The following is a 22,386-nucleotide window of genomic DNA, read 5'->3' as shown; positions in this document are numbered from 1 at the left end:
TCTAAAGCCGGAAACCTCACAGGTTTTAAAAACCTGTGAGGTTTGTAATGACTTTTATAACTATGGTAATCCTTTAAAATAAAATTAAAACAATAAAAATCATGTCTTCTTCAGCAAAAGATTTTTTAGAACTCATCCAGAAATCCCGAAAAGGGAAATTTAAAATCTACATCGGAATGAGCGCAGGAGTAGGAAAAACCTTCCGTATGCTTCAGGAAGCGCATACTCTTTTGCGAAACGGAATTGACGTAAAAATTGGCTACATTGAAACGCACGGAAGGGAAGAAACCGTCGCTTTAACAGAAGGAATTCCCGAAATACCGAGACGGTCTTCTTTTTATAAAGGTAAAAATCTGGAAGAAATGGATCTTCAGACCATCATCAATACGCATCCCGAAGTTATTTTGGTGGACGAACTGGCTCACACAAACATTGAAGGTTCCAAAAATAAAAAAAGATGGCAGGATGTTCTGGAAATTCTGGATAATGGAATCAACGTCATCAGTGCGATGAATATTCAGCATATTGAAAGCCTGAATGAAGAAGTAAAAAAGATCACCGGAATAGAAGTCTCGGAACGGGTTCCCGATAAAATTCTGGCTTTGGCAGATGAGGTTGTGAACATCGATTTAACCGCCGACGAACTTCTTACGCGCCTGAAAGAAGGAAAAATTTACAAAAAAGAGAAAATCCAAACGGCTTTAAGCAATTTTTTTCAGAGCGGACATATTTTGCAGCTTCGGGAACTGGCTTTAAAAGAAGTGGCAACCCATGTTGAAAGAAAGGTAGAAACGGAGATCAAAACTGAAAATTTTAAACCCATAAAATTTCTGGCGTGCATCAGCAGCAACGAGAAAATAGCCAAAAATATCATCCGGAAAACGGCAAGACTGGCAAGTTATTACAACAGTCCGTGGACCGTTCTTTACATCCAGAAACCTTCAGAGAATCCTGAAAAAATTGCACTGAACAAGCAGCGATTTCTGATTAATAATTTTAATTTAGCTCAGGAATTGGGAGCCAAGGTGATCCGGCAGAAGGAAAGCAGTATTCATAAAGGAATTCTGGACTACGTGATTGCGCATAACATCACCACCGTATGCATCGGAAAACCACACGCTCATCTTCTGCAGAGAATTTTCGGCTATAGCTGGATCTACACTTTAATGAACCGACTGAATGAAAGACAGATCGACATTATTATTTTATCTTAGAATGCAATGAAACTAAAAACGAAACTCACCCTCGGAGTAGGTCTTTTATTTGTGCTGATTGTTTTGCTATCGGTTATCGGGTCTTTTTACATCAATAAACTGAAATCTGATACGGAAAAAATTCTTATCGCCAATTACAACAGTCTGGAATTTTCTCAGAATATGCTTCTTGCTCTGGATAAAATGAAAACCGACAGCGCCGTTGCCATTAAAGATTTTAAGAAAAATAATCTTCTTCAGGAAAGAAATTTAACGGAATTCGGAGAGAAGGAAGCTACCCAGAATCTTAATCTTCATTTCAACAGCTACATCAATGATCCTTCGCCGGAAAAGGAAAAACTCATCCGTGAAGATCTGGTGAAAATTATGTCTCTCAATATGAAAGGAATTGAGCGAAAAAGCGATATTGCCATCATTACGGCAGAAAATGCAACGTTCTGGATCGCCTGTCTCGGAACCATCTGTTTTTTAATTGCGATCACGCTTGTTTTCAATCTTCCTCAGACGATTGCAGAACCCATCAGTCAGCTTACGTTCAGCATCCGTCAGATCGCGAATAAAAATTATAACGAAAGGGTTCATTTCAGGGGAAGTGAAGAATTTAACGATCTTGCCAATTCTTTCAACATCATGGCAGAAAAACTTCAGGAATATGAAAGCAGTACTTTGTCTGAACAGCTTATGGATAAAAAACGGATTGAAACACTGGTGAATAATATGCACGATGCTGTAATCGGTCTGGACGAAAATCATTTTATTTATATGATTAATGATGAGGCTCTTAAAATCACGAATCTCAATAAAGATGAAATTATCGGGAAAACGGTTCATGAAGTGGCTGTAAACAATGATCTCATAAGGGAACTTCTGAAAAACATCAATCATCCGCAGAAAGATCCTATTAAAATTGTAACCGATAATAAAGAAAATTATTTTGAGCAGGATGTAATCCCGATCAATATTACAAAAACGGGAGAAAAGGAAAAAAAATATATCGGAAAGGTTATTCTGCTGAGAAACATAACTCCTTTCAAAGAACTGGATTTTGCAAAAACCAACTTTATTGCAACTATTTCCCATGAATTAAAAACTCCTATTTCTGCCATAAAAATGGGCGTTCAGCTTTTGGAAAATCAAAAATTCGGGGAACTGAATGATCAGCAGAAAGAGTTATTAAAAAGCATTAATGAAGACGGACAAAGACTGCTTGATATTACGGGAGAACTGCTGAATTTATCCCAGGTGGAAACCGGAAATATCCGCCTGAATATCGAAAGCTGCGCTCCAAAAGAAATGGTACAGACTGCTGTAAAAAATGTGGAAAAACTGGCAGAACAGAAAAACATTTCGATACAGACGCAGTTTCTGACGGATGAAAAGGACTTTGTTTTGGCTGATTTTGATAAAACAGTATGGGTCATGAATAATTTCCTGAGCAATGCGATTAAACATTCTTTTCAGGACGAAAATATCCTGATTTTGGTTGAAAAAGAACATTCGGGAATTAAATTCAGCATTACCGATACCGGAAAAGGGATTGAAGAGAAATACCAGCGACAGATTTTCGACCGCTATTTTCAGGTTCCGGGAGAACATCAGAACGGAACCGGTTTAGGACTTGCAATTTCTAAAAATTTCATTGAGAAACAAAACGGAGAAATCGGAGTTAAAAGTTCTTTAAATCAGGGAAGTACTTTTTATTTTGTGTTGCCGATGGTTTAATTTTTTTGTATATTTGATTATGAAATCAACAAAGATATTTCCTAATATTGTGCGACAGCTTCGCAATCAAAAATTGCATAACGGACAGCCTTTTATGATTAATACAAAAGAGGTTAATCCAAATGAATGCTATTTGGAATATCCCGATGGAAGTATAAAGCTTGTTGTTATTCAGGAGAATAAAAAAGATTTTTCTGTTATTCGGGAATTAACTAAATCCGAAGCTCATCATTTACGAAAAAGATTAAATTTTTCAGATTTTTAATGCCTGAATTATATATTATAACAGGCTCTAACGGAGCAGGAAAATCATCACTCGGTCCTCATTATGTTCCTGCCGCTCTAAGTGATTCTATTTTTGACGGTGACAAATTATTAATGGTGAAGAAAAGTGAATTTTGGAAAAAAGGAATCCGATCATCAAAAGAATGTACAAAATTAGCTGCGAAAATTGTTGAAGATACTTTTGATAAGCTCGTAGAAACATCTTTAGGCAACAGCTTAGATTTTGCTTATGAGGGGCATTTTACCAATCACGAAACATGGTCGATCCCACAAAAGTTTAAAAATGCAGGCTATAAAATCCATTTAATTTTTTTTGGACTTACCAACACCGATTTATCTGAGCTGAGGGTACTTTACAGAACAAAAGAAGGAGGACATCATGTTGATCCTTTCACATTGGCTACCAATTTTTATGGTAATTTAGAGAAACTTGATATTTACTTTAAAATTTTCGATTCTGTTGAGATTTACGATACCTCCGGAATTGAACACATCCCTTTAGCTAAAATTGAAAACGGAAATATTTCATCATGTATCAGTTCATCACAATTACCTGATTGGTTTACAGAATATCTTCCCAATATTTCGCTATTAACCGAAAATAAAAGTTTTGAGTGATTGTAATTTCTTTTAAAATGAATAATATTTTTTTTCTGGTTTTTGTAATCGGATTTTGCTTATTTGCTATCGGAAAAACCATTTACTATTTTATTGAAAAAAAGAAAGTTCTTACAACCTGTAAAAATTCAGATTCTATTGAAATAAAAAATATAAACGGTACAATATTTACGGACAGCGGAAATAAGAACAGATTGGAATTATGTACTTTTACTCTTTTCATCAATGAAAATTCTATCTTTCTGTTCGCTTTAAGTTTCAGCTTCATCCCTTTACAGGTTATCAATCTTTTATTTTCAAATAAAAACAGAAAAAATACACGACATCCTATTCTTTTAAGAGAATATAAAATTGATGAGAAGAATGCCGTATTGGTCTATTATCCCGACCACATACTCGGATCGAAAAAAATAACTTTGAAAAATCTTAATCCAGAACAGCTTTCCATTTTAGAAAAAACATTAGAAGGCAAAAGCCGCAGATTTTATTAACATGAAAATAGAACTTATACCTGTTATAGAAGTTTCAAATTACGATGAGGATCTGGAAATGCCTTCCGGTTCGTCTTTAGAATTTCCGGATGAGTGGGAAAATTATAATATTTCCGCAAATCTAAAGACTGGTTTTTCCGAAAGTTTCAAAGCTTATTTTAAAAGTTCTTCTTTTTACAGAATAAGTGAAATTTCTGATGCAGATCTGTTGAAAATCATTTACAGAGAAATTGAAATACAGCAGACTGAAGAAAATCGCGGAATTGATGACTTGGTGTGTTCCATGGATGGCGGTTACATTTTAAAGATTAATGATGTTGACACCCATTTTCCACAATGTTGCGGAAGGCTTAAACACATTACTGAATGGGAAGATCTTGTTTCCGACGAAGGGAATCATTGTTTTTATACAGGACATCCCTCTCCGAAAGTTAAAATACAGGAACATAAGATCATTTTCGATTTTTTACATTCGATGCCCCAAGAAAGTTATGCTTATCCGGTTTCGGAAGATCAAATTGAAGTAGATAAAGAATCATTAAGAACAGCAATTGAAAATGTAAAAAAAGAACTTGAACATTTTGCTGAGCAGCTCATCAGAATTAATAAAAAAGAAAATTTGAACATGCCTGAAATTGATAAAATATTCATTTACGGAATTGATGATTAAAATATATTATGCCGGAAACTTTAATCTTTTTCACCGCTTTACTGGGAATTTCAAATTTCCATTATTTCCTCTTTTTCAGGAGGGAAAATAAGCAGCTGAAGCTGAAAATATATTTAACGATACTTTTCATGATTACCATTCTGGCAAGTTTTTACGTCATTATCATTACTCCCGACTTTTTTGAATATAAAGGCCTGGAAAACTCCTTGTTTTTGGTGCTGATTAACTTTGCTGTTCCCGGATATTTTTTAATGCTTTTCGGGATCAACAGCCTCTTGGAAAACATTCCGATTATTCGTGGCTATTTTACTTTCAATGTTATATTTGGTATTTTATTTCTCAGTTCGACGATGTTATATTACTTTTTAATGACGTTGATAATGATGATTTTAACTTTGGATTATGTTTAAAGAACAAATGACTACTCGCCTTTTATTTATTCCCATACTTTTAACGCTTACGTTCTGTACTAAAAAAGAACCTGTTTTTACTGAGAAATTCAATGTTGGTAAAATAAGTTTTGAATATTCCTCTGACTGGAAACTTACCCAATTACAAGGTATCGATTCTTATTTTGCTTACCTTTCAAAAGACGAAGATACCATCTGGATAGAATACGGATCTTATAATCCGAAGATATACGAAGAACCTTTGAAAGATCATATTTTCATGCAAATTCCAATTGACGGTACAGAAGCTGTTTTTGAAACTTCACGAAATAATTATGGAGGTTTTGCTTCGGTTTATATTCCAAAGACAGATTCTGCACAGGGTTTATATATGAGAAATAAAAATGGAGATATTCAGCAGGTTTTGAATATTTTTAAAACATTAAAGGTGAACAATTCTGCCCGAAAGAAACCATTAATTATCGAAAGAGAAAATTTTAAGACTAAAAATTCTCCTCCCGGAATTGTTTTCTATGAAAATAACTGCTTGAACTGTCATTCAGAACATCGTTACATGATTGTTCCGGCTCTTGATAAAAAGTTTGTGAAATTGAAAGGAAAAGTATGGTTCGAAAACTATTTATACTCTGAAAAAGAAATTTCGCGTGATGAATTTCAGACACGTTGCACCCAAATTTCCAAAAAAGATTCTGCCATTGCCAACGAAATACTTAAATATCTGTTTTAAAAATTCGCAAATATTATTCTACCTTTGACCTTTATTACGTTTAAAATTAGAAAAGCAAATGACTACAGACACATTAGACTTTTGGGTAGGAAATTTCAAAAGCGAGGAAGATTTTTATGAATTTGTGGAAGAAGATGAAAATTTTTATCTGGAAGAAGAATCTGATGAAAAATATATTTCAAAATTTGCAGAATCTCAGGACACCATCTGGCTGGATCACGATTTTGTAGAATACGGCTATGAAGACGGAAACAGAACCATTTACGAAAAATTTGCAGATTATTCTTTTGCAGAACAGTGGCTTCCGATTTTAATCAACAGGCTCAACGAACTGAATCTTGATTTTGATATTAATTCCATTATTTTCCTGAATAAACAGATTCCGAAACCCACTTCCGTGGAAACAGATTTTTTCTCTCTGGTTTACATCGGAGGAATTGAATATTCTGCGTAAAATATTTAAAAACTTATAACCTTTTTCAAATTATTAATGAACATTTATTCTGTTCTTCAGATTGGCGATTACCACATTAATCATTGCGAAGATTTTCTCATCACAAAGAAAATAGGAAGCGATAAGATTCTTTGTGCTATAATGGATGGATGTTCAACTGCTATGGAAAGTCAGTTTGCTTCCGCACTATTTGGGAAGATCCTGCGTAAAATATGCATTGAAAAAGGTTATAAAGAATTATACGAAACAGAGAAAAATTCTGATCCTGAAGAAGATTTAAAAGCTGTTTTAAAAGAGCTCTTCAAAGAAATTTCAACCGTGAAAAATCATTTACTGCTTGATGAAAAAGAACTTCTTACAACATTGATTATTCTTCTTTACGACACCAAAAAAGACGAAGGAATTATCATATGTATCGGAGACGGTTTAGTGTGTATCAATGGAAAAACAACAGAATTTGAAAGAGACAACAAACCGGATTATCTGGCGTATCATTTAAAGAAAAATTTTGAAGAATTTTACTTCAATCAGACACAGAAAATACGATTCAGTAAGCTTGAAGATATTTCTATTGCTACAGACGGAATTTCATCTTTCATCCCTATCAAAAAGACAGATCACGGCGAAAAAATCAATCCGGCAGACTATCTTCTCTATGATAAAAACAATGTTGAATCTGAAGAAATGCTTTCTCTGAAATTAAAAAAGCTTGAACATCATTACGGAATGAAACCGAGTGATGATCTAGCCATCATAAGAATTATAAAATAACACAAATGAAAACATTCACCCTTACAGGCGGCGCCAGAATCGGCAGAGCCAATGCAACCTACCCTTTCGCAAATTTATACGTAGACGAAAATACCCTGAAAATAAATGCTTCACTAGTCGGAAATCTTATCTTTCAGCCCCAGGATATTATTTCGATAAAACCCTATTCTTTGGTTCCTATCATCGGAAAAGGCATCAAAATTCTGCACAGAGTTGAAAACTATAATCAGCACGTTGTGTTCTGGACAATGACAGATCCTGAATTTGTAATCAGCGAAATTAAAAAGACCGGATTTTTAGAGAAGACTAATCTTCACTCCGAAAAAGATTTAACGATCGTCCAACAGCAGAAACAGGGCGGATTTCCATTAAAGCCTTTTGTGAAAATCATTTTTACAATAATTTGGTATCCGCTTTTTTTGTATGATTTTATTCCGTTTTTTTGGGGGAATAAAGAGGGAAAACCTTTTGGTACGGGAGTCTGTACAGCATTGGGATTACTTTTTACTACAGCTTTACTCACCTTAATTTCAGGAGATTTCCGAAAACTGATTTTAAAAGAAGGCAGAACATTGGACGATATAAAAAAATCAGCTATTTTTATCTTGCTGATCAGCGGAATTATGTTTACCGCTTTTCTTACGTTTGCTTTATCATAACTTAATAAGATGATTTCTAAAAAGTTACTTCGCATTGCTATAGCTGTTTTATTCCTGCTTATCGTTGTTCATACTTTAGGAAATTATCTTATTCTTTATCCGATAAAGTTTGATTTCTGGACGGTTATTTCGGAAAGTCAGCCTCATTATCTTCTTTTTATTCTGGCATTTTTTGTTCTTATTTCGTGGTTAATAAGCCATGTCAGAATTAAGAATTTAAGTCCTAAAAACAGATTTCTTCTGGCTTTTACCATTTTGTGCGGAATAATGCTTTTATGGATAAGTTATTTTAATTTAAACACTTTCTTTAATACCCGAAAAGCAATTATGAAAATTGAGAATGAATACATTCAACAGGCAAAAGAAGATATTAAAAATGACAGTATTGTCTTTAAAAGCTATGGATTGCCTATTTTTATGTATGATGAGGAAACTTATCGTAAAATTGACAGTATCAGAAGCCATTATGGGATTTATCTGAAAAATACAGGCTGTACCGTAGATTATATTGAAAATGAAGGTCGTAATAAATACGAGGAAATTGTAACGCCTTATCTCGAAAAACGAAATGGTAAAGGCTGGAACAAAAAGATGCTTGATGAAATTGAGAAATTAAAAAAAACAGAATTGCATCCTCAAAATAATTTTCATTAATAATTTAGTTTCTAAGAAAAAAATCGCTAACTTTAAAACAAACTAACAATCAGTTATTTAAATTGATTTTAATAACCTTAAAAACTATAAACATGAAATTATCTCAACATCAGTTATCCGAAAATTCAGGATAAATTACTTCTTTTTTATCGTCATACAGGATGGATTTTTAATTCATCCTTTCGTCTAATTTTTACTTCTTTAAAAAACGCTCAGCCATGAAAATAGGAATCTATATATCCGGATTGGGAATTTCAAAAAGTAACTCGGTTGAAAATTATGCAGAACGGTTAAAAAATGAAATCAATTTCAATACAAATGGTTACCAGTACGAAACCAAAATCGAAAAAATCCATTACAGCAAAAGCAGGGAAAGCACTGTTGTAAGTATTGTTGAAAAAGAATCTCCCGAAAATCCCGTTTACAAATTTTACGATTTTAAGTACAACGAAATTCTCACCGAGGATTTCAAAGGAAGGACGCTTATTTACAAAAGTCTCTGGCTTTTCGCATTGGTTATCAGGAAATTTCCATTAATCATCAAACGGATTTTTATTCCCCAAAACTATTCGAAGCCGGGACAGTTAATGTATGTATTTTCCATATTTTTAATTTTATCGCTTTCTTTGGTTCTGATGTTTCCCGCCGTTCTCGAAGCTACAGGTCAGTTTTTCTCAAAGGAAAGCGGAAAAATGACTGAACTCAGAAAACTGATTCCCATCGGAGATTTGAAATATATTTCGATGAAAGGAATTTTTATCGATCTTCCTAATAAACGCTATATTGGTATAGATTTTAACTGGTTTTCTAAACTGATTATTTTATTTACAGCACTGTTGGTATTGCTTGTTCCGAATGCCAATACCATTATCACAGATCTCGCCACCAATTTTGTCTGCGCCAACGATTATTTGCAGCACGGATCAAAAAAACAACTGATTCAGGGAAATTTAGAACACCTTGTAGATTATATTACGGAAAACGAAAAGGACTGTAAAATTCATTTTCATGCCTATAGTTTCGGAAGTGTTCTCGCATTGGACTATGTTTTTCCCTACGGTATAAAAGCCTCTAAAAATGCTTTAGAATACTGTGAAGTCATCGTTACCATCGGAACACCTTATGAATTTGTAAATTCTTATTATCCTGAATTTTACGACAACCGCCAAACCCAACCCGGAGATCAGCTTCAGTGGTTGAATGTGTATTCTGCAGCCGATGCTTTAGGTTCCAACTTCAGAAAAGACGGAATTGCCGGAGACTCTGAAATCTCTTTTAAAGGAGCTTCCAATAAGCCGTTTAATATCAACTACGAAGTTTATCCTGTCGGAAAATTCAGCATTATTGATTTTATCATGCTCTACAGCATCAAAGTTCATGATATGTACTGGGACGAAAATACGGAAGGACAAAGCTGTCTTGGACTGGTTTATCAGGAGATGAAGGGGAAAGGTTTGATGTAAATTCAATAAATTATTCAATAATTTCCCACTTATCATATTTATATTCGTAAGTTTTTACTGTTTTTTTACTGTTGATATACTGATAAACTTTTACCTGATGATCCGGCAGATTATAAAAACTAAATTGAATGTAATCCATCCCTGTATTTCCTGAGATTTCCAAAGAATCTTTACTATTTTTGGAATAGTAGTAAAATTCTGCTCCGGACTCCTTCACTTTTCCTACACTAAATTTCTTGAATTTTTCTGCATCTTCTTTATCCACGTAATAATATCCTTCATAATATCCAAAACCACTGCCAACCGAACTTGGAATGATAAATTTATCTTTAAATTTTTTCCCTAAATAAATCAAATCATCAGTAGTCCAATTTCGAAGATTATAAAACGGATCTTTGAGATTGTTTTTTTCACATTCATATTCGCCAGGATCGAAACTTCCACATTCTAATCTAAAAACACTGTATCTAAAATTAATGTATCTTCTGGTAAATTGTCGCTCATCCAAATCATCTATTAAGGTTCTAGTTAAAGAATTGAAATCCATTTCGGAAGCTTCATGCTTTAGCTTATCATACAGAATCTTATCTTTTTTATTTTCTTCAATGCATTTCGCTTTTGAATATATATAATTTTCATAAATAGAATCCTTTTTCGCTTGGGAAAAGATAATGATAGGGAAAAGCAAAAATAAAAACTTCATCAAAATTTTTATTTAAAATTAAGAATAATACTCTTCTAAACTTTAAAATCAATAATTAAAATTTGAATTACGGAAAGCCGTAAGTTTATTTTAATTCATCATCATAAATTTGACATCATTAATTAAATAAATAAGCATGAAATTCTTTAAAAACATTATCTACTTCTTAACCATTTGTCTTGCCACATTATCATGTTCAACAAATTATTATACTGTTTTACTAACGGAAGACTCAAAAATCTATGCAACCGCAGATTCTTCTAATGTAGTTACGATAGTTCCGAAAGACACACAAGTATTTGTTTCATCTAGAGCCAATAAAAAAAATTATAAAAAAATAAAATGGGGCAATTATTCAGGATGGGTATATAATCCTATTTATACCACTTATAGTAATTATACAACTAGCTCTAATTCATATAATTCTTCATCTTACAGATCAAGCAGCACATCGTTTTCCGGCGGTACAGTTCATGTAAAGGGTTACACCCGAAAGGATGGAACTTATGTTAGACCACATACAAGAAGTTCTCCTTCAAGAAGAAGATAAAGAGAATGCTTCAACACACTCAGCATGACATCTCTAATACTTACCGCCTTATTTTAGCGGCTCATTCGTAGCGACGTCATGCTGAGCTTGCCGAAGCATCTTATACTTTTTTATTTTTTAATGCGCTTCCAGCCAGTTATTTCCTACTCCAACTTCAACCAATAGCGGAACCTGCGTTTCAACGGCGTTTTCCATTTCCATTTTAATGATGTTTTTGGCAACTTCCACCTCATCAATCGGGGCTTCAAAAATTAATTCGTCATGCACCTGAAGCAGCATTTTTGTCTGCAGCTTTTCCTTTTCCAGTTCTTTCTGAATTTTAATCATTGCCATTTTTACCACATCTGCTGCGCTTCCCTGAACAGGAGCATTCACCGCATTTCGTTCCGCGTGACCGCGAACCACAAAATTATTGGAATTGATGTCTTTCAAATGACGTTTTCTGCCTAAAAGTGTTTCCACATAACCGACTTCACGGGCTTTTCTTACCTGTTCCGCCATGTATTCCTTCAGTTTTGGATAGGTTTCAAAATAGGCTTCGATCATTTGTTTGGCTTCCGTTCTGGAAAGTCCGGTCTGCTCTGCCAATGCAAAAGCGCCCTGTCCGTAAATGATTCCGAAGTTTACGGTTTTTGCCTGACTTCTCTGTGTTTTGGAAACTTCTTCCAATGGAATATTGAACAGTTTTGCCGCCGTAGAAGCGTGAATATCTTCCCCGTTCTGGAACGCTTTAATCATATTGTCTTCCCCTGAAATTTCGGCAATCAAACGCAGTTCGATCTGGGAATAATCGGCAGAAATAATTTTCTTTCCTTCTGCTGAAACAAACGCTCCACGAATTTGCTGTCCCCTTAAAGTTCGGATCGGAATATTCTGCAAATTAGGGTTTACACTCGCCAGACGACCTGTTGCAGCCGTAGTCTGTGAGAAATTGGTATGAACGCGGTTATCGGATTTTTCAATCTGCGACGGTAATGCATCAACATAGGTTGATTTTAATTTCTGATAGGTTCTGTATTCCAGAATATGCTTGATGATTTCGTGTTTTGAAGACAATTTTTGAAGCACATCTTCCGAAGTTGCGTACTGTCCTGTTTTTGTCTTTTTAGCCTTCGGATCAAGCTGCATTTTTTCAAATAAAATTTCACCCAGCTGTTTTGGAGAATTCATGTTAAATTCTTCACCTGAAATCTCAAATATTTTGGATTCGAGTTGTCTTAAATCGTTCTCAAGATCAATACTTTCCTGAGCCAGCCATTTTTCGTCAAGAGAAATTCCTTCCAGTTCCATTTTTGCCAAAACTTCCATCAAAGGCATTTCTATACTGAAGAATAAGTCTTCTAAATTTTCTTTTTTAAGCTGCGGCGCAAACAATTCGTACAACTGGAAAGTTACATCTGCATCTTCTGCTGCGTAATCGGTCTGGGTTCTGAGATCCGCATCACGGAAATTGCCCTGTTTTTTTCCTTTTTTACCGATGATGGTTTCGATGGAAACAGGTTTGTAATTTAAGTAAACTTCTGAAAGATAATCCATTCCGTGTCTTCCGTCCGGATTTAAAAGGTAATGCGCAATCATGGTATCAAACATGGCTCCTTTTACCGTAATGTCATATCTTTTCAGGATTTTATAATCGAATTTCAGATTGTGCGCTACTTTTACCAGATCTTCTTTTTCGAAAAACGGTCTGAAAATTTCCAAAGTCTGCAAGACTTCTCCCTGATCTTCGGATAACGGAACATAATACGCCAAACCTTTTTTGTAGGAAAAACTCATCCCGACCAATTCAGCTTCCAGTTCATTAAGAGAAGTGGTTTCGGTATCGAAGCAGACTACTTTCTGTTTTAATAAATTATTGACTAAAATTTTCTGTGCTTTCGGATTATCCACAAACTGATAAAGGTGATCATTCTGCTCAATCGTTGATTTTGTGGAGGTTGCCTGATCAAGATCTTCATAAGTGGCGAAAAGATCCAACTGTCCGACTGCCTGTGCAGCTTTTTGCTGCGGAGTCGTTTCCGTAACGGTTACTTCCACTTCTGTAACCACGGTTGCGGATGCAGCAGGAGCAAAAGCACGGTAAAGATTTTCATACAATCTCCGGAATTCTATTTCTTCAAAAACTTCTTTTACTTTCTCAAAATCAGGCGTTTCCAGATCGTACTGTTCCTGATGAAATTCTACAGGCGCATCGCAGATAATGGTCGCTAACTTTTTGGATAAGATTCCTCTTTCGGCTGAAGCTTCTACTTTTTCTTTCAGCTTTCCTTTAAGCTGATTGGTGTTGGCTAAAAGATTTTCTATGCTTCCGAATTCTTTCAGGAATTTCATGGCTGTTTTTTCACCAACGCCTTCCAGTCCGGGAATATTGTCGACCGCATCTCCCATCATCGCCAGGAAATCGATTACCTGCTTCGGATCTTCAATTTCGTATTTGGCTTTGACTTCTTCAACGCCTAAAATTTCAATGTCTCCGCCTTTAAGTCCCGGTTTATAAATTTTGATTTTATCGGTTACGAGCTGTGCAAAATCTTTATCCGGAGTCACCATAAATGTGGTGTAGCCTTCTTTTTCTGCTTTGCAGGCAATGGTTCCGATTACATCATCTGCTTCATATCCCGGAACTCCCAAAATAGGAATGTGCATCGCCTCCAAAATCCTGTGAATATATGGAATCGCATTTTTAATGGCTTCAGGCGTTTCGCTTCGGTTGGCTTTATAATCTGAGAAGTCTTCGGTTCTTACACTGGCTTCTCCTACATCAAAAACTACCGCCAAATGGGTTGGTCTTTCTCTTCTGATGAGTTCAATTAAAGAATTGGTAAATCCGAAGATGGCAGAAGTATCCAGACCTTTGCTTGTAAGCCTCGGATTTCTGATCAATGCGTAATATCCCCTGAAAATCATCGCATAAGCATCGATGAGAAATAACCTTTTATCTTGTGTTGCGTCCATATTTTCCATAAGGAACAAAGATAAGAAATTACTTTTCTTTTTCTTTGTCTTGATGACAAGCAGACCGAATTTGTTTCAGATATTTTCTTTTGTCTTGAAACAAAAGAAACAAAAATTCAAGACCGGGAAGCTGAATGCTAAAAATGAATCCTATTCTCTAAAAATTCTAAAACTCGCGCGAATGGTACATTGGTTCTTCGGTTCGAAATTCTGCTGCGCTCAGACAGTAGAATTTTTTTAACGTTCATAGGATTCATTTTCTTAACGCTTCAGCTTCCAAAGTCGATTTTCAAGCAATATGAGCTGTCATTTTGGCGAAGGAAGAATCTAAATGTTGAATTCTATTTTAAATATTTTTCTTTTGTCTTGAAACAAAAGAAACAAAAATTCAAGACCGAGAAGCTGAATGCTAAAAATGAATCCTATGCTCTAAAAATTCTAAAACCCGCGCGAATGTACACTGGTTCTTCGTTTTAAAATTCTGTCGCGCTCAGACAGTAGAATTTTTTTAACGTTCATAGGATTCATTTTCTTAACGCTTCAGCTTCCGAAGTCGATTTTAATTGAATATGAACTGTCATTCTGGCGAAGGAAGAATCTAAGTTAAAGATTCTTCATTTCATAATGCTTCGCAAAATTCCAATCAGAATGACAGAGGATATCTAATTAAATTTTGGATTGAAGAAAATTGGAAGGTTGGTTTAGCATTGCTTGTGTCATTCTGACGAAGGAAGAATCTAAATTAACTACTTGTGTAAAGATTCTTCATTCCATAATGCTTCGCAAAATTCCAATCAGAATGACAAATGAGTACTAATCTTACTGAAAATCTCAACGATCTCTATTTCCTAGCCTCGATTGCAGCATTTGTCTGAGCTCATTTACAAATTTTCGGCTGCGGCGGCTTTGCCGCCGCAGCCGAAAATTTGTAAATAGCGAGTGCGGAAAGCGAGAAATAGCTCCTGAAAATATTTTTCAAATAAAAAAGACCTCAAATTTGAGATCTTTTTGAATATTTTGGAATAGTTTAGTCAATTTCGGCTTTTGAAAAGAGATCCTGAATCAGCATTTCGTCTTCACAGGCTTTTTTGAATTCGGAAATAAATTCTTTCAGGCTTTCCGGATTATTGGAATAAGCACAGAACATATCGGCTTCGGGATCAAACTTAATATCTTCTGAAAGGTTCGGTTTTTTCTCTTCCACAAAAACTTTTGCCAGCGAAGTCCAGTCGTAACCGTTTCCTTCGAAACCTTCATCTTTTCTCCATTCGAAAATTTCGGGTTTGTAAGTTCCTGCGTTTAAACATACTGAATACGTTTTTTCTGAGGATACCCAAAAAAAGGGCTTAATAGCAGTCTCAAAATTGTAGGCTTCCATAATGTTTTTTTATTAAAATTAATAGAATATTAAAGATAATAAATTTATGAGCTCATCCATTTTTTATAACATTTATTAACGTTTGTCCGTTATTTTTAAGCTTAAAAAACACATCGGTTCTCACATTTCCGGAAAAGGCCTCCTGTTAAAAATTTAGTTTTCCGGTCTTCAAAAAGATGAAATAATTGAAAAAAAAACAGAATAGCTGCTCTTTTGAGCCAGGCTATTCTGTAACCAATTTTATTTTTACTAAGATGATTGTTGTGTTTTATATTATTTAGCTCCCGGCCATAAACCTTCATACTTGGAATTTCCGTAGTCGATGGTTTCTGCGCTGATGACAAAGCTGATCAGCATACTGTTTTCATCCACTGCATCGAAATCCACTTCATGTTGGATAACATATCCGTTTTCCCACCCCAGAGTAATTAAAGTACCTTCTTCGTGAGATTTGTTGAATGTGATTTCGCCGGTTGTAGGTTTGTATTTTCCGTTAAGTAAGCTTTCAAGGATGTCGGATTTTTCTGTAGCTTCCACAGTAACTTTAATCAGTGCATTGGAAGGATCTGATGCTACTCTTCCGGAAACGTCTGTAGATCTTGAAACACTGTAGTTCAGCTTTAATAATTTTTGTCCTTCGCCGCCGTTGAATTTTAAAATTCCTCTTGAATTTGCTGCCATGATTCGTAAATTTTAATCGTTAATATTTTGTGATTTGGTTGATTTGGTATTCCAAAGATAGAACACCTTTTCTGAACCCGAAAGGAATCGAATATGAATCTGAATTTTTGTAGTAATTCTACGACTTCGTGTAGTAATTCTACGATTAAAGAAATATTTTTAAAATTAAAATATTAATAATCAAATATTTAAAATGTTTTAAAATATGAAAATACAGCTAAATTTACACACTAAAAAGAGAAATATTAAGATTTAATTAAGATCATTTTAGCTTTTGTTAACGGATTGAATCTCATAGCTGAATAAAAATTCCGATGAAAAGATTTTCACCGGAATTCGTATAAACTGAACTGAGAACTGATAATTTCTTTATTGGTAGGAATCTTGGAATTCTCTGTCTGTCTTAAATATTCTTATGCTGTCTGCTTTTACAGGCTGGTTATTGATGGAAATATCAAAACTGCTGTTGTCTTTTGCTACTTTAAAATCTAACTGAAAGTCTTTTCCTGCTTTTTCAAACTCACTGTTGAGCCTTTCCCAATTGAAGTACGCTCTTCCAACATATTGCTCGCCTTTCGCAGTTTCCCAGATAAAATTCAGTTCTTTTGGAACCGCTCTTTCTCTTGAAGGAATTTTATCAATCCATGAACGGAGAATAACTTCTTCTTCCGCGTTGTAATAACTGATATTGGATTCAAATAATTTAAAAGCCGGATTTTCTGAAGTAATTTGTGGTTTCCAGCTGTACTTTTTGCGGTAGTCTTCCCATTCTTTCGGTGTAATCTCTACAAATCTGTTCTTTTTCATTTCTTCACGTGTTACCGAAAGTTTGGAAAAAAACTTCTGCTCAAGCTGTTTATCATCTTTTATAACTTCAGCCTGAAATTTCCCCAGCTCAATCTGAACAGCCCGGAATCTCAGCCATACTACGACAACTCCTTTTGGAGCAAAACCAAAAACAAGCGTTGTAAAACTGTTGTACGGATTTTCTGCGCTGCTGTATTTTTCATTCCTTCCCAGATTTTTATATTCTTCCAGATGTTTATTGTAAAAAGAAGCTTCGCGCTGCGCATACGCACGCTGCATATAATCTTTAATTTTTTCTACCGGAAAATCTGCCTTAAGATGATAAAAAGTATCTTCATATCTGGAAAAATAAGTAACATCTATTCCGACGGGAGTTCCATACTGTTCTGTCCAGCCTTTCCCGGAATTTCCCCACGTTCCCGAAGAGCTTCCATAAGGCAGACTTGCAGGAACGCCTTCCAAAGTGATAATTTTATCTTCAACAGGCGTTACAATCATATTGTTATTCGGACTGCTTATTTCCACGTTAAATTCCGGCAACTGTTCTTCTTTCATTTTCTGGCAACTTATATTCTGAAAAAGGAGGATTAAAAAAAATACTATTTTTATCGTTTTATCCATTCTGTATGTTTCTTTTGCGGTATTGTGCAGCCAATGCACCTCTTCTTTTCGGGGCATTGTCGTTGGGTCGTGCATCCAGACCGATTTGGTTGGCTTTTACAGACCAGTGAAGATATTCGTTTCTTAATTTTTTAAGGTCTTCTTCCTGAATGTGACCTAAATACGAAATCGCTTTGATATCCTGTTTGTATTTGGCAACTGAAGGTTTTTTTCCGGCTTTAAAATCTTCTACATAGTTATTTCTGAGCTGGTTACACGCGTTGGTGTAGGTAGAAAGCTGACTGTAAATTCCGGTTAAAAAGGAATCTGTTATTTTATGATTTTCGTTGATGAGATCTTCGAGATATATCACTTCATGCTGTTTGGAATAATGAAACATCTGGTTCAGCGGGATTTTGTCATATTTATTGGATAACTTTCTGGTTCCCACGAGACCGTAATACATAGAGGTTTTATTCCACCATCGGTCGTAATTCACATCTTTCTGCCTGAAATATTTAATTTCCAACTGCTCATCATGAAACCATCCTTCCTCCACCACAATTTTTTTAAACGCTTCGCATTCTTTGTGGGTGTTTATATTGTTATATGGATCGTAAGAATCGCAGTATAAAACGGAAGTTTCATCTCCTTCTCCATAAGATCCGCCAATATCGGAATGCACTCCGGGAAGGGTAAATTCCAGTCCGTATAAACCAGTACTGTCGATATTCGTTAAATCAAAATTATCTCTGTATTCATCATCCGAAGCAAGCTGAAGCACAAAATTTACTTTTCCGCCTCCGATGGTGTCTAAACCAAGTTGTTTTGTATCGTCATCAATTCCGAAACCTCCTCTGTGGTTAAGTCCGTAAGAAGCAACGGTATCGTACAGTCCTGCAAAACGGAATTTTATTTCCTTCACATCCAGATCCTGCGCCAGAAGACAGGCTCCGAAATATCCGTGCCGCATGATGAACTGAGACTTAGAGCCGTCTTTATCTTTAATTGTCACCGTTTCATTATTGATGAATTCCGGAGGAAAAACCTGTAACGTCTCTTTTCCTAAAGCATAAGAAATTATTCCCGGAGAATTTGCCACATGGATAAAATGTCTCGCCGCCGCAGCTCCTCTGCTGAATCCATACACATTTACGGTAAGAACTCCGATCGGTTTTGTATTGTTTTTAAGTTTATTTACGATGGCTTCGGCTCCTTTTTTACAACCTTTTGCCACTTTTGCCACGACTCCGGTATCTCCGGTTCCCTGCGCAACGCCTTTTAAAATGCTGTCGCTTTTTCTGTCTTCTGTTCCGATTCCCTCAATATACCATGAAACCTGATTCTGCGCATTCGGATCGATGGTGTCGTAACCGCGTGCAACATTCGTAAACTCGTTGTTGTAACTGTCATCTTTATCGCTGCTTGCTTCTTTGAAATTTCCGCCAAGCTGGGTATTGGTTTTATTATTCTGGGTACCGTCAAAAAAAAGATTCAGGCTTATATCGATAGTATTAACGGGTTTATCATCAGGATTAATGGTTTCTGCTTTGTTATAACTTACTCCTGTTCCGTTTCCTTTCTGTTCTACGGTTGCCGCACTGTTATGACTGATGCCTTCTTTGGCAAAAGTTCTGGAATCTCCATCAAAACGGGTGACCGCTTTACCTTCTACAAAATATTCAATGCTCATTTTTAGTGATTTTTAGATTTCTCGCCACTATTGTTCTGAACTTCTTTTTCTGCGTGATGTTCCACTTTTCCCTGACTGTTGACCTCAACGCCTTTAAGGCTGGTTAATTTATGCTCTTTTTCACCGTAGACTTCCATATCGCCTTTTACATAATGACTCATTTTTCCGACAACATTCGTCATGAAATCGGCTCCGGTGGAAAGATATTTCATGGAACCTACACTTTCGGTATGATTTGCCATAATGGTATCAGATTTATTCATTCCGACATTGGTGCTCATATTTTCGCCGACGTTGATGTTCATGTTCCGGCAATTGAACGTCATGGTTTCGGGAGCTGTAATGGTGATGTTGCTTCCGGTGGTGTCTAAATGAATTTTATTTCCCGATTTATCGGTAATGACGATGCTTTCATCCTCTGTAAAAATAATTCTGTGACCGCTTCTCGTCTGGATAGATTTCACTCTGTTGTCCACACCGCCGCCGAGACCGATTCCGCCATGGAACATTCCGCCCATCACAAAAGGTCGGTCGGGATGACTGTGAACGAAATTCACCATCACCTGATCTCCCACTTCTGGAATCGCAACGTAACCTCTGTTTTGGTTCACCTGATCGGTTCCTCCCGCATCGGGACTCATCATTCTAATAAAATGCGTTGTATCATTGGTTTGCCAGTCGAATCTTACCTGAACTCTTCCCTGTCCTTCCGGATCTGTATTGGAAATGACGGTGGCGATCTGCGGTTCGGCTTTAGGAATTTTAAATTCAGGTTTTGGTAAAAATCCGGTGTCTGAAGCAATTCCTTCAAAACTTCCTTTATAATGTCCAATCGTATCAATTTCATGAGTAACTTCCGTCACCATGATTCTCGTAAAATAATCGGATTCGTTGCTGTCTAATTTCCTCATCTGAACATCCACGACACAACCCGGATGCAAAAAAGGAACAGTCGTATTTCCTGAAAATGAAAATACGCTCACCGCTTCACTTCCCGCCGCACTTTTCTGAGAATATTCCACGTCGAGATGGGTGGAAGCTTTAATGGGCGCAACCTGTAATGCAGGGGTTTTATATATTTTTTCGTTGTGGGAATAAGCTGTTTTTGCCAAATCTCCCACATGCTGAATCGGTGTTTCGCCTGAAGTCAGTCTTTCATGTCTGCTGCTGTTATAGCCGTAGAACTGGGGTTTTGTGTGTACTGCTTTTAATTCAACTTTAATATCATTTGCGCTGCTTCCGTAGGTTAGCTTGATTGGTTTATTCTGAGGCGGAAGTTTCCCGAAATGAAGCACTTCGCCATCATAATAAAACTGTTCGCCATACGCTTCAGCCATTCTTGCCAGATAATTGTAGTGCGTTTCGTCATACTGACTGCTGTAAATAATCTGTGAATAATCGTTGGTATCCACTCTTACATCAAAACGGCTGGAATCGATCCCCTGTTTGATGACTTCATTGGCAATGATCCCCATATTAACGGGCGAACTTCCTCCAAAACTCTGAATATGAGGTGCTCCATCGAGTAAGATAGTGGGACTGTACCCTGTTAACACAATATTTCCAAGACTCATTTTTTCCTGACTGAAACCTACTCCTGTAATGACTCCGACAAAGGTTCTTTCGGGGCTGCTTTCAATATCTTTGTAAGAAATAACGGCTGTTAAACGTTTTCCGAGAAATTTATTGGCTTCTTCGAGAGTATGAGTCTGTCGGTCACCTAAAGCATCATGAGCCAATGTCACGCTGAATTGGTGGTGGCGTTTTGTGCTTTGGGTAAGTTGAAAATGCTTGTAATATTTAATCACTTTTCCTTCGATCACGAGAGAAAGTTTTACCAGACGGTTGATTCCTGTGTGATGATTCTGAGAAATTCCGTCTGCATTCTGCGATGGGCGGAAGGAAGGATTCTGTAGTATATTTTGTGATTCTGTTTTCATATTTCCTGTGATTTGGTAGGTTAAACATGATCGCTTAGTGTTCGGTATTTGGTGTATTTCCTTCTTTTATGGATCTTGAAAGAATTTTTGTCTTTCTCAATAAAAAATCAGGCATAAGATCGGTCGGAAGATACAATGTGCTTTCTCCCTTTTTCTGAAGTTCATCGTTGATTCCGGGATTCCAGGAGAGGAGTTTGTCTACTTCCACATCCAGTTCATCGGCAATGATGTTGAGATTGAATCCTGCATTGATCTCGGTTTCTGCCAATTGCACATTGTTTTTTCCGCTTCCTCCTTTTACGAGGAAAACGGTGTTCATTCTTGAGGAATTATAGTTTGCCAAAACATTCTGCAATTCTCCGGTTGCATAGCATGCATTCAGATATTTTTTAACATGATTGATGGTTTCTTCCGGCAAAAACTTATAAAAAACATGGTATTGAGTAGAGTTTGCAGCCGTCATAGCTTTGGCAATATTTCCTTCTCCGCAATTATAAGCAGCCACTACAGTAATCCAGTTGTTGTATTTTTTGTATAGATTGGCTAAGGAAACTGTTGCTGTTTTTGTGCTTTTGTAAAGATCCGTTCTGTTCTGTTCGGTTAATCCGTATTGATTGGCGTGAGCGGTCATAAATTGCCAGACTCCCACTGCTCCGGCTCCGGAAGCTATATTTCTGTTGAAATGGGATTCTATTAAGGCTAGATTTCTCAAATGTCTCGGCAAACCTTTCTGAACCAGAGAATATTCGATAAAATCTACAATTTCTCTGTTGGCATTAATGATACTTTTATATCTCTTCACACTGCTTTCCGAAGTATCGGAAGCGGCAAGAAACTGTGCATTCGCCATATTCGAGCACAGCAATACCATTGCGGTTAGAAAGATATTTTTGAGATTTGGGTTCATTGTTTTATGCTTTTGTGAAAAGTTTTTTAAACTG

At 36.1% G+C, this 22,386-nt stretch carries 22 protein-coding genes; 14 read left to right on the top strand and 8 right to left on the bottom strand.

What is annotated here, in order from left to right; genetic code table 11:
• Nucleotides 1-101 precede the first annotated feature (101 nt).
• From KKI44_RS19565 to KKI44_RS19505, 13 genes are all read left to right on the top strand, one after another.
• Nucleotides 102-1,214: a sensor protein KdpD gene (locus KKI44_RS19565; protein WP_214588833.1), complete on the top strand. Its 1,113-nt coding sequence runs from the start codon at nt 102-104 to the stop codon at nt 1,212-1,214.
• Nucleotides 1,215-1,220: 6 nt separating this feature from the next.
• A complete protein-coding gene (locus tag KKI44_RS19560) occupies nt 1,221-2,936 on the top strand; it encodes an ATP-binding protein (protein ID WP_214588832.1) in 1,716 nt (571 codons plus the stop codon).
• Nucleotides 2,937-2,955: 19 nt separating this feature from the next.
• On the top strand, nt 2,956-3,201 hold the full coding sequence (locus tag KKI44_RS19555; RefSeq protein ID WP_116096347.1) for a hypothetical protein: 246 nt from the start codon (nt 2,956-2,958) through the stop codon (nt 3,199-3,201).
• Complete coding sequence (locus KKI44_RS19550) at nt 3,201-3,839, top strand: zeta toxin family protein (RefSeq protein WP_116096349.1); 639 nt, start codon at nt 3,201-3,203, stop codon at nt 3,837-3,839. The genes KKI44_RS19555 and KKI44_RS19550 overlap by 1 nt, the downstream gene beginning before the upstream one ends.
• Nucleotides 3,840-3,856: 17 nt before the next feature.
• Entirely contained in the window at nt 3,857-4,330 is a 474-nt protein-coding gene (locus KKI44_RS19545; RefSeq protein ID WP_116096351.1) for a hypothetical protein, read from the top strand.
• Between the two features lies 1 nt (nt 4,331).
• Entirely contained in the window at nt 4,332-5,000 is a 669-nt protein-coding gene (locus KKI44_RS19540; protein WP_214588831.1) for a hypothetical protein, read from the top strand.
• Between the two features lie 8 nt (nt 5,001-5,008).
• On the top strand, nt 5,009-5,410 hold the full coding sequence (locus KKI44_RS19535; protein ID WP_214588830.1) for a hypothetical protein: 402 nt from the start codon (nt 5,009-5,011) through the stop codon (nt 5,408-5,410).
• A complete protein-coding gene (locus tag KKI44_RS19530) occupies nt 5,403-6,137 on the top strand; it encodes a hypothetical protein (protein ID WP_214588829.1) in 735 nt (244 codons plus the stop codon). Before KKI44_RS19535 ends, KKI44_RS19530 begins: the two co-directional genes overlap by 8 nt.
• 58 nt (nt 6,138-6,195) lie before the next feature.
• The gene (locus tag KKI44_RS19525) at nt 6,196-6,591 is read left to right on the top strand and encodes an immunity 22 family protein (RefSeq protein ID WP_214588828.1); all 396 of its coding nucleotides are present in this window, start codon (nt 6,196-6,198) and stop codon (nt 6,589-6,591) included.
• A gap of 36 nt (nt 6,592-6,627) precedes the next feature.
• Nucleotides 6,628-7,362 carry a protein phosphatase 2C domain-containing protein gene (locus KKI44_RS19520; RefSeq protein WP_214588827.1) on the top strand — a complete coding sequence of 245 codons (735 nt, stop codon included), beginning with the start codon at nt 6,628-6,630 and terminating at the stop codon, nt 7,360-7,362.
• A 5-nt stretch (nt 7,363-7,367) separates the two neighbouring features.
• A complete protein-coding gene (locus KKI44_RS19515; RefSeq protein WP_214588826.1) occupies nt 7,368-8,021 on the top strand; it encodes a hypothetical protein in 654 nt (217 codons plus the stop codon).
• A 9-nt stretch (nt 8,022-8,030) separates the two neighbouring features.
• Nucleotides 8,031-8,675, top strand: coding sequence for a DUF1705 domain-containing protein (locus KKI44_RS19510; RefSeq protein WP_214588825.1), 645 nt, complete (start codon nt 8,031-8,033; stop codon nt 8,673-8,675).
• Between the two features lie 218 nt (nt 8,676-8,893).
• Nucleotides 8,894-10,138, top strand: a complete 1,245-nt coding sequence (locus KKI44_RS19505; protein WP_214588824.1) for a hypothetical protein — start codon at nt 8,894-8,896, stop codon at nt 10,136-10,138.
• A gap of 10 nt (nt 10,139-10,148) precedes the next feature.
• On the opposite strand, the gene KKI44_RS19500 is transcribed toward KKI44_RS19505, so the two are convergent.
• The gene (locus KKI44_RS19500; protein WP_214588823.1) at nt 10,149-10,841 is read right to left on the bottom strand and encodes a hypothetical protein; all 693 of its coding nucleotides are present in this window, start codon (nt 10,839-10,841) and stop codon (nt 10,149-10,151) included.
• A gap of 136 nt (nt 10,842-10,977) precedes the next feature.
• Here KKI44_RS19500 and KKI44_RS19495 point away from each other — a divergent pair, with 136 nt between their 5' ends.
• Nucleotides 10,978-11,391, top strand: a complete 414-nt coding sequence (locus tag KKI44_RS19495; protein ID WP_214588822.1) for a hypothetical protein — start codon at nt 10,978-10,980, stop codon at nt 11,389-11,391.
• A 117-nt stretch (nt 11,392-11,508) separates the two neighbouring features.
• Here KKI44_RS19495 and polA read toward each other — a convergent pair whose 3' ends face one another.
• The 7 genes from polA to KKI44_RS19460 form a co-directional block, all read right to left on the bottom strand.
• Nucleotides 11,509-14,346, bottom strand: a complete 2,838-nt coding sequence (polA, locus tag KKI44_RS19490; protein WP_214588821.1) for a DNA polymerase I — start codon at nt 14,344-14,346, stop codon at nt 11,509-11,511.
• Nucleotides 14,347-15,373: 1,027 nt separating this feature from the next.
• Complete coding sequence (locus KKI44_RS19485) at nt 15,374-15,724, bottom strand: immunity 51 family protein (protein ID WP_214588820.1); 351 nt, start codon at nt 15,722-15,724, stop codon at nt 15,374-15,376.
• 273 nt (nt 15,725-15,997) lie between these two features.
• Nucleotides 15,998-16,405 (bottom strand): type VI secretion system tube protein TssD, encoded by a 408-nt coding sequence (gene tssD / locus KKI44_RS19480; protein ID WP_084196398.1) that lies wholly within the window; start codon nt 16,403-16,405, stop codon nt 15,998-16,000.
• A 369-nt stretch (nt 16,406-16,774) separates the two neighbouring features.
• Entirely contained in the window at nt 16,775-17,767 is a 993-nt protein-coding gene (locus KKI44_RS19475) for a DUF2931 family protein (RefSeq protein ID WP_250902102.1), read from the bottom strand.
• A 58-nt stretch (nt 17,768-17,825) separates the two neighbouring features.
• Nucleotides 17,826-19,505: a T6SS phospholipase effector Tle1-like catalytic domain-containing protein gene (locus tag KKI44_RS19470; protein WP_214588818.1), complete on the bottom strand. Its 1,680-nt coding sequence runs from the start codon at nt 19,503-19,505 to the stop codon at nt 17,826-17,828.
• Between the two features lie 2 nt (nt 19,506-19,507).
• On the bottom strand, nt 19,508-21,445 hold the full coding sequence (locus KKI44_RS19465) for a type VI secretion system Vgr family protein (RefSeq protein ID WP_214588817.1): 1,938 nt from the start codon (nt 21,443-21,445) through the stop codon (nt 19,508-19,510).
• 34 nt (nt 21,446-21,479) lie between these two features.
• Nucleotides 21,480-22,352 carry a lytic transglycosylase domain-containing protein gene (locus tag KKI44_RS19460; protein ID WP_214588816.1) on the bottom strand — a complete coding sequence of 291 codons (873 nt, stop codon included), beginning with the start codon at nt 22,350-22,352 and terminating at the stop codon, nt 21,480-21,482.
• Between the last annotated feature and the right edge of the window lie 34 nt (nt 22,353-22,386).

It is taken from the genome of Chryseobacterium sp. ZHDP1, assembly GCF_018603435.1.
Lineage (GTDB): Bacteria > Bacteroidota > Bacteroidia > Flavobacteriales > Weeksellaceae > Chryseobacterium > Chryseobacterium indicum.
Note: the sequence above shows the minus strand (reverse complement) of the source record. Positions and strands in the feature narration are given on the sequence as shown.